General features: G+C 41.5%; 15 protein-coding genes. All 15 read right to left on the reverse strand.

Annotation, left to right across the window (positions count from 1 at the left end; translation table 11 throughout):
- Positions 1–2 precede the first annotated feature (2 nt).
- The 15 genes from hslV to Q7A53_RS04670 all read right to left on the reverse strand — a co-directional run bounded on the left by hslV (position 3) and on the right by Q7A53_RS04670 (position 13,829).
- Complete coding sequence (gene hslV, locus Q7A53_RS04600) at positions 3–548, reverse strand: ATP-dependent protease subunit HslV (protein WP_411787953.1); 546 nt, start codon at positions 546–548, stop codon at positions 3–5.
- Positions 549–557: 9 nt separating this feature from the next.
- The gene (xerC, locus tag Q7A53_RS04605) at positions 558–1,463 is read right to left on the reverse strand and encodes a tyrosine recombinase XerC (RefSeq protein ID WP_411787954.1); all 906 of its coding nucleotides are present in this window, start codon (positions 1,461–1,463) and stop codon (positions 558–560) included.
- Positions 1,464–1,782: 319 nt separating this feature from the next.
- A complete protein-coding gene (topA, locus tag Q7A53_RS04610) occupies positions 1,783–3,858 on the reverse strand; it encodes a type I DNA topoisomerase (protein WP_411787955.1) in 2,076 nt (691 codons plus the stop codon).
- Between the two features lie 159 nt (positions 3,859–4,017).
- Entirely contained in the window at positions 4,018–4,896 is an 879-nt protein-coding gene (dprA, locus tag Q7A53_RS04615) for a DNA-processing protein DprA (protein ID WP_411787956.1), read from the reverse strand.
- Between the two features lie 62 nt (positions 4,897–4,958).
- Positions 4,959–5,861, reverse strand: coding sequence for a succinate--CoA ligase subunit alpha (sucD, locus tag Q7A53_RS04620; protein ID WP_411787957.1), 903 nt, complete (start codon positions 5,859–5,861; stop codon positions 4,959–4,961).
- 16 nt (positions 5,862–5,877) lie between these two features.
- A complete protein-coding gene (gene sucC / locus Q7A53_RS04625) occupies positions 5,878–7,038 on the reverse strand; it encodes an ADP-forming succinate--CoA ligase subunit beta (RefSeq protein WP_411787958.1) in 1,161 nt (386 codons plus the stop codon).
- A 143-nt stretch (positions 7,039–7,181) separates the two neighbouring features.
- A complete protein-coding gene (locus Q7A53_RS04630) occupies positions 7,182–7,451 on the reverse strand; it encodes an EscU/YscU/HrcU family type III secretion system export apparatus switch protein (protein ID WP_411787959.1) in 270 nt (89 codons plus the stop codon).
- Positions 7,448–9,355: a hypothetical protein gene (locus tag Q7A53_RS04635; protein ID WP_411787960.1), complete on the reverse strand. Its 1,908-nt coding sequence runs from the start codon at positions 9,353–9,355 to the stop codon at positions 7,448–7,450. Before Q7A53_RS04635 ends, Q7A53_RS04630 begins: the two co-directional genes overlap by 4 nt.
- 14 nt (positions 9,356–9,369) lie before the next feature.
- Positions 9,370–10,137 carry a ribonuclease HII gene (locus Q7A53_RS04640; protein WP_411787961.1) on the reverse strand — a complete coding sequence of 256 codons (768 nt, stop codon included), beginning with the start codon at positions 10,135–10,137 and terminating at the stop codon, positions 9,370–9,372.
- A gap of 102 nt (positions 10,138–10,239) precedes the next feature.
- Positions 10,240–11,082, reverse strand: coding sequence for a ribosome biogenesis GTPase YlqF (gene ylqF / locus Q7A53_RS04645; RefSeq protein WP_411787962.1), 843 nt, complete (start codon positions 11,080–11,082; stop codon positions 10,240–10,242).
- 10 nt (positions 11,083–11,092) lie between these two features.
- A complete protein-coding gene (gene lepB, locus Q7A53_RS04650) occupies positions 11,093–11,641 on the reverse strand; it encodes a signal peptidase I (RefSeq protein WP_411787963.1) in 549 nt (182 codons plus the stop codon).
- Between the two features lie 74 nt (positions 11,642–11,715).
- Positions 11,716–12,060 carry a 50S ribosomal protein L19 gene (rplS, locus tag Q7A53_RS04655; protein ID WP_411787964.1) on the reverse strand — a complete coding sequence of 115 codons (345 nt, stop codon included), beginning with the start codon at positions 12,058–12,060 and terminating at the stop codon, positions 11,716–11,718.
- Between the two features lie 127 nt (positions 12,061–12,187).
- A complete protein-coding gene (gene trmD, locus Q7A53_RS04660) occupies positions 12,188–12,919 on the reverse strand; it encodes a tRNA (guanosine(37)-N1)-methyltransferase TrmD (protein WP_411787965.1) in 732 nt (243 codons plus the stop codon).
- Positions 12,919–13,434 carry a ribosome maturation factor RimM gene (rimM, locus tag Q7A53_RS04665; RefSeq protein ID WP_411787966.1) on the reverse strand — a complete coding sequence of 172 codons (516 nt, stop codon included), beginning with the start codon at positions 13,432–13,434 and terminating at the stop codon, positions 12,919–12,921. The genes trmD and rimM overlap by 1 nt, the downstream gene beginning before the upstream one ends.
- A gap of 8 nt (positions 13,435–13,442) precedes the next feature.
- Positions 13,443–13,829 carry a YlqD family protein gene (locus tag Q7A53_RS04670; protein WP_411787967.1) on the reverse strand — a complete coding sequence of 129 codons (387 nt, stop codon included), beginning with the start codon at positions 13,827–13,829 and terminating at the stop codon, positions 13,443–13,445.
- Positions 13,830–13,876 lie beyond the last annotated feature (47 nt).

Genomic DNA, 13,876 nt, shown 5'->3' on the forward strand with positions numbered 1-13,876 from the left:
TCCTATTCGAGCACCTCTAAGGTTATTTGGTCATTAGTAAACACACAAATTTCCCCCGCGATCTCCAGGGCTGCTTTGGCTATATCCTTAGCTGATTGCTCCGAAGAATAGCGCTTCAAGGCACGGCCGGCACTCAAAGCGTAGTTCCCGCCAGACCCAATGGCTAAGATTCCATCATCCGGTTCTATTACTTCCCCAGTTCCGGAAACAAGAAACATATTTTCTTTATCCATCACGATTAACATAGCTTCAAGCTTTCTTAATACGCGATCACTTCGCCATTCTTTAGCAAGCTCGACTGCTGCTCTCGCTAAATTCCCATCAAAGGCTTCGAGCTTTGCTTCAAATTTTTCAAAAAGTGTAAACGCATCAGCTACTGAGCCTGCGAACCCGGCTAGTACTTGATCATTAAATAACCTTCGTACTTTTTTAGCTTTATGCTTCATAACCACCTGATTGCCGAGGGTAACTTGCCCGTCACCGCTCATCGCGCTCAGCCCCTTATGCTGGACTGCAAAAATTGTAGTTGCATGAAATTGTTGATCCATTTGATCACCTCATTTATTTGCTCGGGGATGGCTGTTCATATAAACGTTTCTCAGCCGATCCTTTGTAACGTGTGTATATATTTGAGTCGACGAAAGATGTTCATGGCCCAATAGTTCCTGTACTGACCGAAGATCCGCACCATTATTCAGTAAGTGGGTTGCAAACGAATGCCGCAGTTTGTGGGGGTGAATATCCACGGTAAGCGCAGCTTCTTTCACGAGTTTATCCAGGATCATACGTACGCCACGTGCAGTCAATGCCCCACCTTTAGAGTTGAGGAACAATCGATCCGCTGCCGCTCCGCTTCTGCTCAATAACTGTTGACGTCCATCTTCCATATAGCGTCGGAGAGCTTCACCTGCAAATGTGCCAAAAGGGACGTAGCGTTCTTTTCGTCCTTTCCCGTGAACAAGCACGGTAGTCAGTGAAAAATCAATGTCCGCACATTCAATACTCGTACATTCGCTGACCCGGATTCCAGTACCATATAAGATTTCAATCAATGCCTGGTTTCTCTGTCCTAAGGGATGAGTTATGTCACTTGCTAAAAATAATGGTTTCAGCTCTTCCTCATAAAAAAACTCAGGGATAGGTTTATCTCCTTTAGGTAAAGTTACAGTCAGGAAAGGGTTGCTTGTGATTATACCTTCACGTTCTAAAAATCGATAGAAGCTTCTCATGCAGGACAGCTTTCTAGAAATGGTTTTCCTGGATAACTGCGCTTGATGAAGCTGAGAAAGATAGACGCGAATAGCTGGATAATCAACTTCATTAAATGCAACAGCTTCCGCTTCCAAAAAGCGGGCAAAACCTTCTACATCCTTTTTATAATTCTCCACAGTTAACGGTGAAGCATTTTTTTCAATTTGTAAGTATTCTAAAAATAACTGTTTGTGAACTTCCCATTGATTCATAGCCCACCTCACACAAGAGCGTTTAAATTTTATCACACTTTTAACCTTGTAAACAATGGATTTAATAAAACTGTAACAAAATTCTGAATTGTTTCCAACTAATGTTATGAAAACGTTATCTAATCCCCTAAATAAAGGATATTCCTTTATCGTCCCGTCTATTATAGAATCACCTTTGCTGGACAGGGTGTCAAGCATTTCATCTTGCCAAACGGTAATTATATCCGTCAATTTCCCAACTGTCAATATGTTAAGAAAATTAACAGTCAAATAGCAAAAGCCTATAGCTGCAAATGAGCTATAGGCTTAACAAGCAGAATCAGGATTGTGCCTCTTCTTTATAGTCACATTCCGTACATTGGATCTGCGTTCCTTTCTTCGACCTTTTTTCCACCAGGATGGATTCACATTTCGGACAAGGTCTGCTGATCGGTTTATCCCATGAGATGAAGTCACACTCAGGATATCGTTCACATCCATAAAATTTGCGGTTCTTTTTACTTTTTCTCTCTACAATCTCACCTTCATGGCATTTCGGACACGTGACATCAATTTTTTTCAAAATAGGTTTAGTGTTTCGGCACTCAGGAAAGTTTGAGCAGGCGAGAAACTTCCCATATCTACCCATCTTATAAACCATTTCATGCCCGCACTTCTCACAATCAATGCCAGCTGGTTCATCTTTGATCTCAATTTCTTCCATTTCCTTCTCCGCTTTTTCCAACCTCGGCTTAAAGTCCTTGTAGAAGTCGCCGATGATCGATACCCAGTCTTCCTTACCAACTTCTATCGCATCCAGGTCATCTTCCATTCCCTTAGTAAAATCAACATCAATAATTTCCGGAAAGTAGTCCTTTAATTGCTCCAGGACAATCTCGCCAAGTTCTGTAGGGATAAAGCGCTTATTGTCCAGCGCAACGTACCCTCTTCGCTGAATAGTATCAAGTGTAGGCGCATACGTAGAAGGGCGCCCAATTCCTAATTCCTCTAGAGTTTTTACTAAACGAGCTTCCGTATACCGTGGAGGAGGCTGAGTGAAGTGCTGATTCGGTTCAATGTTTTCGGCGGTCACCGTCATCCCTTCTTCAAGATGAGGCAGTAATTTATCACTTTCCTGCTTATTATCGTCCCGACCTTCAATATACACCTTCATAAACCCTTTAAATTTCACTTCTGATCCTGTGGCCCTAAACTCAACCCCTTGATTATCAAGGTGCACGGTCATGGTATCCAGAACGGCAGGCGCCATTTGACTGGAAATAAACCGATCCCAGATCAGTTTATATAAACGGTACTGGTCACGAGAAAGAATACTCTTCATGGCTTTAGGGTCACGTTCGGAACCAGTCGGACGAATCGCTTCGTGAGCGTCCTGGGCCCCTTCTTGTTTTTTCACTTTTTTATTCTGACCTAAATATTCTTCCCCATACTTCGATTGAATGTATTGTTTGGCATCTTCTTTTGCCGAATTGGATAGTCTGGTGGAATCGGTACGCATGTAGGTAATTAAACCTGTAATCCCCAGCTTACCTTTTAGATCTATTCCTTCGTAAAGCTGCTGAGCGATCATCATCGTCTTTTTAGCGCGGAAGTTCAGCTTTCTAGCTGCTTCCTGCTGTAAAGAAGAAGTCGTGAATGGCAGGGAAGGATTTCTGCGTCGCTCCCTCTTGTTGACCTTTTCTACTGAAAAGTTTTTGCCTTTCATCTGCCCTTGGATCCGCTCGACGTCTTCCTGCGTTTTCAATTCTTGCTTCTTCCCGTCCACTCCATAAAAAGATCCTTCAAAAGGCTCTTTCTCCTTTAAAAAGTTACCTTCGATCGTCCAATATTCTTCGGGTTCAAATGCATTGATCTCATTTTCTCTGTCGACAATAATTTTAACTGCCACGGATTGTACCCGGCCGGCACTAAGGCCTTTTTTGACCTTTTTCCACAATATTGGACTGATGTTATACCCAACAAGACGATCAAGAATTCTCCTTGCTTGTTGAGCATCAACTAAATCTGAGTCAATGGTTCTGGGCTGTTTAAACGATTCTTTAATCGCTTCTTTCGTAATTTCGTTAAATACTACGCGGCAATCAGAAGTCGTATCAATATCTAAACTGTGCGCTAAATGCCAGGCAATCGCTTCACCTTCGCGATCGGGGTCGGCAGCCAGATAGACGCGCTTAGCTTTTTTCGCCGCTGTTTTTAATTCTTTTAAAACCGGGCCTTTGCCGCGGATCGTAATATATTTAGGTTCGAATTCATGATCAACATCCACACCCATTTGACTCTTAGGTAAGTCTCGGATGTGACCTAATGAAGCTTTTACTTTGTATTTCTTTCCAAGGTATCGTTCAATCGTCTTAGCTTTTGCAGGCGACTCAACGATTACTAGATAATCTGCCATATCGGTTCCTCCCATAGAGGTGGTTTCTCTGTTCTGTTAGTTATGATAAATCTTCCCTATTATTAAATACAATGAAACCGTTTGTCAAACATAGCTGATAAAAAAGTTTCGAAGCGGGAACGATTCAACCCTGACTGTAACACTATTGTAAGAATTTTTTCAAATTTTAAATTTCCAGTCTTCAAGGATGTCCTGACTGCTCTGGACAAGCTTTGCCCCTTGCTGGATTAGATAATGACACCCTTCACTCGCGGGGTTCAAGATTGAGCTCGGCATCGCATAGACCTCTCTCCCTTGTTCGAGAGCCTGATCAACGGTGATAAGGGAGCCACTTCGCATCCTTGCTTCCACTACCAGAGTCCCTTGTGATAGACCGGAAATGATGCGATTCCTCTCCGGAAAATGATACTTTTTCGCTTGTCGATCCGGGGGATATTCGCTCACTAGTAAATGATGGTAACATAACTCTTGAAGGAGGGCAGGATTATTCTTAGGATATATATGTTGAAAACCAGATCCAAGAACAGCAATGGTCTTGCCCGCTTGCTGTACAGCAAGATTATGAGCATATTGATCAATACCTTTTGCAAAGCCGCTTACCAGCATAAAACCCTGGTTTATCAAGGGATTGAGAATTTTTTTCATCGAGGGGAAAGCGTATATTGAGGGGGTTCTCGTACCAACCACACTTAACGAAGATGGAACATTCAGAAGTTGTGTATTTCCTAGTAAATACAGGACAATGGGGGGATCAGGTATCGACTTTAGAAGGGAGGGATAACTGTCGTCAAAAATCGTTATACAGGTGATATTTTGGAAAATCATGTCGAGTTTCTTCATTATATTAGGGTCACGTAAATAGTCAAAAAGAGCCCGGGAGTGTTCCATTTTAATTTGAAATCGTTCTGCCATTTGATGAGGGGTATAAAGATGGATTCGGTTAAGCTTGGAGTCGTCTTTAATGATTTTACGCAGTAAAGCACGAGTGACGAAGGGAGACGCGTGGAGATGAATCAATTTTCTTCTAAACAGGTCCATATTCAGCCTCTTTTCATTAAAGATAAGCCGTGCCTATTTCCAGGCACGGCTTATCAATTAAATTAATGAGTTTTGCACTTATCAAGCAAACCTTGCTTGTCCAATACTTTAATAAGGGTTTCACCCATTACTGAAGGAGTTTCGGCTACATCAATTCCACATTCATTCATAACACGAATTTTCTCATCAGCTGTTCCTTTTCCTCCGGAAATAATGGCACCAGCATGGCCCATACGCTTTCCTGGAGGCGCTGTGCGTCCACCAATGAAGCCTACGACAGGTTTACTCATGTTAGCTTTCACCCATTCAGCTGCTTCTTCTTCAGCCGTACCTCCAATTTCCCCAATCATAATCACAGCTTCTGTGTCAGGGTCCTCGTTGAAGGCTTTAAGGACATCAATAAAATCAGTACCATTTACAGGATCTCCGCCTATACCCACGGCAGTGGATTGACCGATTCCTGCTTCTGAAAGCTGGTGTACAGCTTCATAAGTTAGAGTACCAGAACGGGATACTACCCCTACATGGCCTTTATTATGGATGTAACCAGGCATAATTCCAATTTTACATTCATCTGGAGTAATAACACCAGGACAGTTTGGTCCTACTAGACGTGTTTTCTTCCCTTCCATATAGCGTTTTACTTTTACCATATCCAGTACAGGAATATGTTCTGTAATACAAATAGCCAGGTCAAGCTCGGCATCCGTAGCTTCCATAATGGCATCCGCTGCAAATGGAGCTGGAACATAGATGACGGAAGCATTTGCTCCAGTATTTTCAACTGCTTCTGAAACAGTATTAAATACAGGTACTCCTTCTACCTCTGTTCCGCCTTTGCCTGGTGTAACTCCACCCACGATTTGTGTACCGTATTCAAGCATTTGCTTTGTATGAAACAAAGCAGTTGATCCTGTAATTCCCTGTACAATTACTTTAGTCTGTTTGTTAACATATACACTCATGATTTCCCCGCCTTTCTTACTTGACTAGTTCTACAATTTTTTGAGCGCCTGCAGCCATAGAATCTGCAGAAGTGATGTTTAAGCCTGATTCATCAAGAATTTTCTTTCCTTGTTCAACATTTGTTCCTTCCAAACGAACAACAAGCGGAAGAGTCAATCCAATTTGCTTTGTAGCTTCGACAACACCTTCTGCAATGACGTCACATTTCATAATTCCACCGAAGATATTGACGAAAATTCCTTTAACATTATCATCGGACAGAATAATTTTAAATGCTTCTGTTACTTTTTCAGTAGTGGCTCCGCCGCCCACGTCAAGGAAGTTGGCAGGATCACCGCTGTAATGCTTAATGGTGTCCATAGTTGCCATAGCAAGACCAGCTCCATTAACCATGCAGCCGATGTTTCCGTCTAAGGCAATATAGCTTAGATCATATTTAGATGCTTCTACTTCTTTAGGATCTTCTTCTTCCAGATCACGAAGGTCTGCTACGTCTTTTTGACGGAATAGAGCGTTATCATCAAAGTTAAGTTTTGAATCAAGCGCCATTACATCGCCACTGCCAGTCGTTACAAGCGGATTGATTTCAGCTACAGAGCAGTCCTTTTGAACGAAGACATCATAAAGGCCAAGCATAAATTTAACCGCTTTTCCTAACGCTTCTTTAGGGATGTTAATGTTGAATGCCAGTCTTCTCGCTTGGAAAGGAGTCAGACCAGTTACAGGATCAATGACCTCTTTAAAGATTTTTTCTGGAGTTTCAGCAGCCACTTCTTCAATCTCCGTGCCGCCTTCCTCAGAAGCCATCATCGTTACTTTACTCGTAGCGCGATCTAAGACAAGACCGACATAATATTCACTTTTAATGTCGCATCCTTCTTCAATTAGTAAGCGCTTTACTTCTTTTCCTTCCGGTCCGGTCTGATGGGTTACTAATGTTTTACCTAAAATTTCTTCTGCGTAAGTGCGCACTTCGTCAAGATTTTTGGCAATTTTCACCCCACCAGCTTTTCCTCGTCCGCCGGCATGGATTTGTGCTTTAACTACAGTGACATCTGTACCTAGTTTCTTTGCTGCTTCAACAGCTTCATCTACAGTATATGCCACATGGCCATTTGGCACTGAAACGCCAAAATCGCGCATTATTTGTTTCCCCTGATACTCGTGAATGTTCATGTTTCATCCTCCCATCAAATTTCACTGCATTCTCATTGTATAAAAAAACGCAGGCTATTGTCCACAGTAACGTAACTTTATGTCGAAATTTTCATATTAGTTAACGATATACTTATTATGTAAACTATATTTTCATTATTTTCTTACTCTTTTAAATCTTTGTCGGATTGATAGATAAAAGCAAATACTTCGGCCACGACATGGTATAGTTCTTCAGGTATCTGCTCATTAATATTCAATTCAGATAGAAGCGCGATCAGCGTGGCATCCTCTTGAACCGGAATGTTATGCTCTTCTGCTTTTCTCAGAATGTTTTCAGCAACATCTCCTTTCCCTTTAGCTTTAACTGTAGGTGCTGCATCGCGTGCTTCATCATAACCGAGCGCGATCGCTTCTTTGCGTTTATAAGTCATATGCGAATATCTAGTCCCTTCTTTTCTGGAGAAGTGAAAGCTGCTGATGCAGCCGGATGTTGAGAGTTTAAGACATGGGTTTTGTAATGGATAGAGGTTAATGTGTAGCCTAGCTTAGTTAACCCTTGTTCTAAGGCTGCTTTATGTTTTTCAAGGACTTGCTTACTTTCCTCCAATTGATTGAAAACTGTCACGGCTACATGGCGTTCACTGATATTTAAATCAATGACAGTCTCCTTCATGGATTCTAAATCTAAGTAAAACACAACTCTGCAAAAGTCCGGATCAATTTCGTTCTTGCTGTTCTTTCTCCCTTCAACATTCACATGGATATCTTTAGCAGAATCTAACAAAAATCCTGGAAATTGGAGTGAAAACTGAATGGATTGATTGGTAACCTGATGGGATGACAGCTGGATTCCGTTTAATAGATGCTGAAGTTGTTTAGCACCTTCTGCCGACTGAGAACGGCCTGCATCTTGCTGCATTTGAAGCATCAACGATCGAAGCGTCTGCTCATTCTGGCTCTTTTGCTGGAGGTCGGAAGAGTGATTAATCATTGCTTCCTCACTTGAACCGATAGCGTGCATCATTAGCTTAATCTTTAATAATATTAAATCTTTGTGGTTCGTTTCAGGAAGCTGATTCATCGCACCGCTGATCCACTCAGTTAAGACTGCCTGTTGAAATTTTGAAAGCTGCTGAGCTTCCAGTTTTTCAAGTTTGGGAAGCAGTGAATTCCATTCAACTGGATCGAAATTCCCATTCGTCACCTTTGGTAAATTTTTGACTGCTTGAGAGAGAGCATTTTTATCCGCTGGCTCTAGAGCAGGAACTATTTTTTCAAAGATCTTACGTTCCATAAGGGACTGATAGTTCTTCAGTAAGGGCTCTAAGTTTTTTTCGGAAAATCTCAGCGTCTGACCTGCCTGTTGGGCATTCTGTTTAAAAGGCTTTAATTGCTGAACCCACTGCTTAACCATTTGCCTGTCTTTAGTTGTTAAAGGCAGTTGTTGATCAAATAACTGCTTCAATTGAGGAACCAGCCGGTTTGCCCGTGGAATTAAAAATTCAGGTATGGGACGGATTCCTATGGGATCCTGCTGGAAAGTTGATGGAATTTCCTGTGCCGTCTTCCAGCTTTGTACGTCTTTATTAAATTGGGTAAACGTATAATTTTCAGGATATAATCCGGCTTTTTTTAAGACCTTAAAGGAATTATTTATTCCAAGGTCAGCTTCCGAAACCAGTCTTACAGCTATTCGCTTCTCTAATGGAATTTCCGGCTGGTTATTTTTCATGCGGCTAATTAAATCTGCAACTTTCTGAGCAGAATTACTAGCATTTTTCTCTGTAGAAACTGACTGGGAGAGCTTATTTATTTCCTGAGTTAAATCCTTCGTCTCCTTTGTATAAAACGCTTGAAAAACAGATGGCTTAATGGGTAGCTGCTTTTCAAACAATTTTAATAGGGTGGTAACTGCTGCTGTCTTCTCTTCCACTTGATTAAGCAGTGTCACAGCATGATTAAGGTCCTGCTTGTGAAAAGAAATGTCCTTCTGAAGGAGTTGACGGACCAGGGAATAGCTATGTTTAGTCTTTTTTAATCCTAAAACTTGAAAGAGATTAGCTAACTCTTGCTGTTCTGTCTTTTGAGAGGATACTACTGCTAAATGAAGTTGGTCCCCAGTCGATTTCACTTGAAACAGATATCGCTCTCCTTTAGTTAAAGATGTTTCTAGTTGAGCTTGAAGCTGTTCTGCGCCTAGCTGTACCAGGGCGCCATTCCCGGGGAATAACTTAATGACCTTACCAGCTATGTACTGACCTTCTATCGGCTGCTGAGAGGTGACCGCAGCCTTTGCTTGTACGGTTTTCAATATACTGGACAAGATGGGGTTCATGTATGTGCACCTCTTTAGGAAAGTATTTGTTCTTTAACAGGAGAAAAACTGACACGGTGATAGGGAGTGGCACCAAATTTATCAAGTGCCTGAAGATGATTTTTTGTTCCGTAGCCTTGGTTGGAAATAAAATCATAGTCCGGGTAAAATTCATGCAGTTCTTTCATGATATTATCCCTGGTAACTTTGGCTATGACACTTGCGGCAGCTATAGAAACACTTCTTTCATCACCTTTTATAAGCGATTCCTGTGGACAAGACAGTTGATTTACTTCCATCGCATCGACTAATACGTAATCAGGCTCTTGATCCAAGGATTCTACTGCCCTTTTCATAGCTAATTTTGTTGACTGATAAATATTAATCTGATCGATTTCTTTATTCGTAACTATTCCCACTCCGATGTCAGCTTGCGTCCTAATGGTTTGATAAAACTCCTCCCTTTGCATCCGGGATAACTGCTTTGAGTCGTTCAGACCTTCGAGGTAAAAGCCTTCAGGAAGAATAACAGCGGAGGCAACGACCGGTCCGGCTAGAGGGCCGCGGCCTGCTTCATCAACTCCCGCGATTTTCACTTTCCCTTTAGCACGTGCTTGTCGCTCAAACTCCATCATTTCGAAATATTGGATTTCCTTTGCTTTCTTTTTTTCCAGCTTCCGTTCATATTGACGGACAAGATCCAGCACTCCCTTACGAGAATCATGTTTCAGATTCTCTAAGTCTGCTTCACTCAAATCGTTCTCTAAAATCCACTGCTTTATTTCTTGTACTGTTTTTTTCATTTTTGCTCCCCGTTTCTTCTTTATATCGGCACCCTGTACTCACTATGTAATAAAAAAACGCAAATTGGAATTTATCCATTTTGCGTTTCTTCACATGTCCATTTATTCCGGACGTTCAAAACTGATTAAACCTGTCTTTCCTGTCCTTAAATCCTGCAGAATTACATCTGAGGTTTTCTCGAAATTGACTACCCCTCCGCTCTCTAGGCAGCCCCTTTTCATCCCGATTTTTTCAAATGCTTCCATAATATCCTCATATTCTGAAAATCCATATCTTTTTTCTAGAAGTGCAGGATAATTCTCTTTTAAATAATCCAGAATATATGCAGCAACATCCTCTTTTGGGAGGATTTGATCTTTAATAGTTCCAATAGAAGCTAGACGATAACCAACTTCCTCGTCTTCGAATTTCGGCCATAAAATGCCGGGTGTATCGAGCAGTTCAAACTCTTTCTTGACTTTAATCCACTGCTGGGCCGTCGTGACTCCTGGCTTATCTCCAGTTTTTGCGGCTTTCTTGTTGGCTAGACGATTGATGAGTGTGGACTTTCCAACGTTCGGAATTCCCAAAATCATCGCCCGGGATGCTCGAGGACGAACCCCTTTTGCCCGTAGCTTTTCAATTTTTTCTTTTCCTAGCTCTTTAGCAATATGAACAACTTTTTGTATATCTTTTTTTTGATTTGCCTCAATTGCTAAAGCTGGAATTCCACTACTTTCATATGCATCAAGCCACTTATTTGTAATGTTGGGATCTGCTAAATCTTTTTTCATAAACACGATCATTTTTGGCTTATCCTGCAATAAATCATGAAGCATTGGGTTTTGTGAGGAAAGAGGGGCTCTAGCATCCACTAATTCAATCACAAAGTCTACAAGCTTTAATTTCTCAGAAGCTTCTCTTCTTGCCTTGGCCATATGACCAGGAAACCATTGTATCGTCACTGTGACCCTCCTAGTGCACGAGTCGAATTCGATTTAGCGGCCAATAAAGAAGAACCGCCTGACCGACAATTTTATCTTCTGGGATCATCCCCAGCATCCGACTATCTGTAGAATTATTTCGATTGTCTCCTAAGACGAGGAGTTCCCCTTCTGGAACTGTATCATAGCCCCCAGGAACCTGTTCAATAGAGAAATCATCCGTTAAGACATCGCCTTCTGGCATTTTACTGAGCCTGTCATTTAAGAACTTCTCATCTACTTTCTTCCCATTCACATAAAGCTGATCACTCTTATATTCAATGTGATCTCCAGGCAGACCTATCACACGTTTTATGTAATCTTTTGTTTCAGTCGCATGAAACACAACCACATCAAATCGATCGGGTTCTCCCAGGGTGTAATTTATTTTGCTTACTATAAGGTGGTCACCGTTATGCAAAGTATTCTGCATCGAGGGACCTTCCACTACTACAGGGGCAAATAGGAAGACACGAACTATGATTGCTAAAGCAGCTGCGATTACAAATGCTTTAATCCAGTCCCACCATTGTTTGTTCACAGGACTCCCTCTCCTCTCTCCTATAAAGATTAGAAAAAAGGAGCTTGGCAAATGCAAGCTCCTTTCGACTTCGATTAAAGAATCTCTTTAATTCTTGCTGCTTTACCGCGCAGATTACGCAGATAATAAAGCTTAGCACGACGTACTTTACCACGACGGGAACGCTCAATTTTAGCAATTCGCGGAGAATGTAGAGGGAATGTACGTTCCACACCTACACCGTAAGTAATCTTACGTACGGTAAATGTTTCACTGATTCCGCCATTCTGACGCTTAATAACGACACCTTCAAATACCTGAATACGCTCACGGGTGCCTTCGACAACTTTCACGTGTACTTTTACAGTATCACCAGGGCGAAAGTCTGGAAGGTCGGTACGAAGCTGTTCTTTTGTAATGTCATGAATAAGTTGCTGCATCGTATTTCACTCCTTTTAACTAATGCTCTTGACTTCTAAGAGGCAGCGGAACATCGTTTATCGCTTAAACTGAACGTTTAAGCACAAAGTTTAATATATCATAAACCTCTATATACTGCAAGGATTCTTATTGATTTTCCCATTCTTGCAGCCATACTTTTTCTTGCTCCGTGAGTTCTCTATTCTGCAATAGATCCGGCCGTCTTTCGTACGTTCGTTTTAAGGATTGATAATGTCTCCACTCGTCGATCCTTGCGTGATTTCCAGAGAGGAGTACTTCTGGTACTTCTTTACCTCGGAAATCAGCAGGGCGAGTATAATGCGGATGTTCCAGCAATCCATTTGAAAAGGAATCTTCTGGTGCCGACTGTTCATTTCCAAGTACCCCTGGGAGCAGACGGATTACAGAGTCCATAACCACCATTGCACCGAGTTCTCCGCCGGTCAAAACGTAATCTCCAATTGAAATTTCGTCGGTGACAAGTTCCTGGCGAATCCGTTCATCATAACCTTCATAATGACCACAAATAAAAACAAGATGCTCTTCTTCAGCTAACTCTTCTGCTTTCTTCTGTGTGTAGGGTTCCCCCTGTGGACACATAAGTATAACTCTTGGCTTAGTAACGGATTTCCGGTGGATATCTTCGACCGCATCAAAAATCGGCTGAGGCGTAAGAACTAAACCGGCTCCGCCTCCATAAGGATAGTCATCTACCTTATTATGTTTATTGGTAGTAAACTCACGAAAGTTGATATAATTATAGTGAAAGGCTTCTCGATCTTGAGCTCGTTTCATAATAGAATGGTTCAATACACCGTCGAACATTTCAGGAAACAAAGTCATAATATCGATTTGCATTAATCAAGCAGCCCCTCTATTGGATCAATAATAACTTTCTGCTCAGCTGGATTTACTTCTTTAACTACTTCCTCAATATAAGGTATAAGTAAATCGCCTTTAGCAGGACGTTCTATCACCCAAACATCATTGGCCCCAGGTGTTAAAATTTCTTTCACTCGACCTAGTTCCTCTCCAGATACTAAATAAACAGAACAACCGATGATTTCATGAAAATAAAATTCATGCTCACCCAGTTCTTCCTGTTCTTTCGAAGTAACCATTAGCATTCCATTTTTGTAACCTTCTACATCATTGATAGTCGAATGATCTGCAAAAGTGAGTAAATCAAACCCTTTGTGCATGCGATGACTTTTAACAACAAGCGGTTTTGGATCCTGATTATTATTTGCCCAATACAACAGCTGACCAGGTTCAAATCGTTCTTCGAAATCAGTAATTCTCTGAACTTTTACTTCTCCTTTAATGCCATGCGTATTTATGATTTTTCCTACATTAAACATTGTATCTGTCATGTATCTAATTACCTCGCTCGTATAACTATTCCATCTTTAATAACAATTTTTTGATCAAGAACGGCTTCACTCCAGACATCTCCCTCTTTAACAGGAAGAAGCGCTTCGACATCTTCGGTCTCTAATTCACTGCCATCCGGCAGTACCTCCAGTTGCTTCAACTGCTGCTCAATCCAACGCAATTGATCTTTGCGTCTGCTGATTTCTCTGGAAAAGCGCCTTTCTACCTCTTGTTTGGAAATGCCAGGCTTTTTCTCAAGCTTTTTTTGTTCAAATGTAAGATGGTGACACTCTTTTTCTAATTGTTTCATGCGGCCGTCAAACCGATCCTTTAAAAGATTACGGCTGTTAGAAGTCAATACTTGCTTCACCGGAATACGTCTGATGATTTGCATTCACCGTCCGCCTCTCGTAAAAAAAATCTGAATGGTAAAAAAGGGAA

Source organism: Halobacillus rhizosphaerae, from assembly GCF_046719735.1.
GTDB classification, from domain to species: Bacteria; Bacillota; Bacilli; order Bacillales; family Halobacillaceae; genus Halobacillus_B; species Halobacillus_B rhizosphaerae.

Coding starts and splice junctions, on each gene's coding strand:
- hslV (WP_411787953.1), bottom strand. CDS start 548: ATGGATCAACAATTTCATGCAACTACAATTTTTGCAGTCCAGCATAAG.
- xerC (WP_411787954.1), bottom strand. CDS start 1,463: ATGAATCAATGGGAAGTTCACAAACAGTTATTTTTAGAATACTTACAA.
- topA (WP_411787955.1), bottom strand. CDS start 3,858: ATGGCAGATTATCTAGTAATCGTTGAGTCGCCTGCAAAAGCTAAGACG.
- dprA (WP_411787956.1), bottom strand. CDS start 4,896: ATGGACCTGTTTAGAAGAAAATTGATTCATCTCCACGCGTCTCCCTTC.
- sucD (WP_411787957.1), bottom strand. CDS start 5,861: ATGAGTGTATATGTTAACAAACAGACTAAAGTAATTGTACAGGGAATT.
- sucC (WP_411787958.1), bottom strand. CDS start 7,038: ATGAACATTCACGAGTATCAGGGGAAACAAATAATGCGCGATTTTGGC.
- Q7A53_RS04630 (WP_411787959.1), bottom strand. CDS start 7,451: ATGACTTATAAACGCAAAGAAGCGATCGCGCTCGGTTATGATGAAGCA.
- Q7A53_RS04635 (WP_411787960.1), bottom strand. CDS start 9,355: ATGAACCCCATCTTGTCCAGTATATTGAAAACCGTACAAGCAAAGGCT.
- Q7A53_RS04640 (WP_411787961.1), bottom strand. CDS start 10,137: ATGAAAAAAACAGTACAAGAAATAAAGCAGTGGATTTTAGAGAACGAT.
- rplS (WP_411787964.1), bottom strand. CDS start 12,060: ATGCAGCAACTTATTCATGACATTACAAAAGAACAGCTTCGTACCGAC.
- trmD (WP_411787965.1), bottom strand. CDS start 12,919: ATGCAAATCGATATTATGACTTTGTTTCCTGAAATGTTCGACGGTGTA.
- rimM (WP_411787966.1), bottom strand. CDS start 13,434: ATGACAGATACAATGTTTAATGTAGGAAAAATCATAAATACGCATGGC.
- Q7A53_RS04670 (WP_411787967.1), bottom strand. CDS start 13,829: ATGCAAATCATCAGACGTATTCCGGTGAAGCAAGTATTGACTTCTAAC.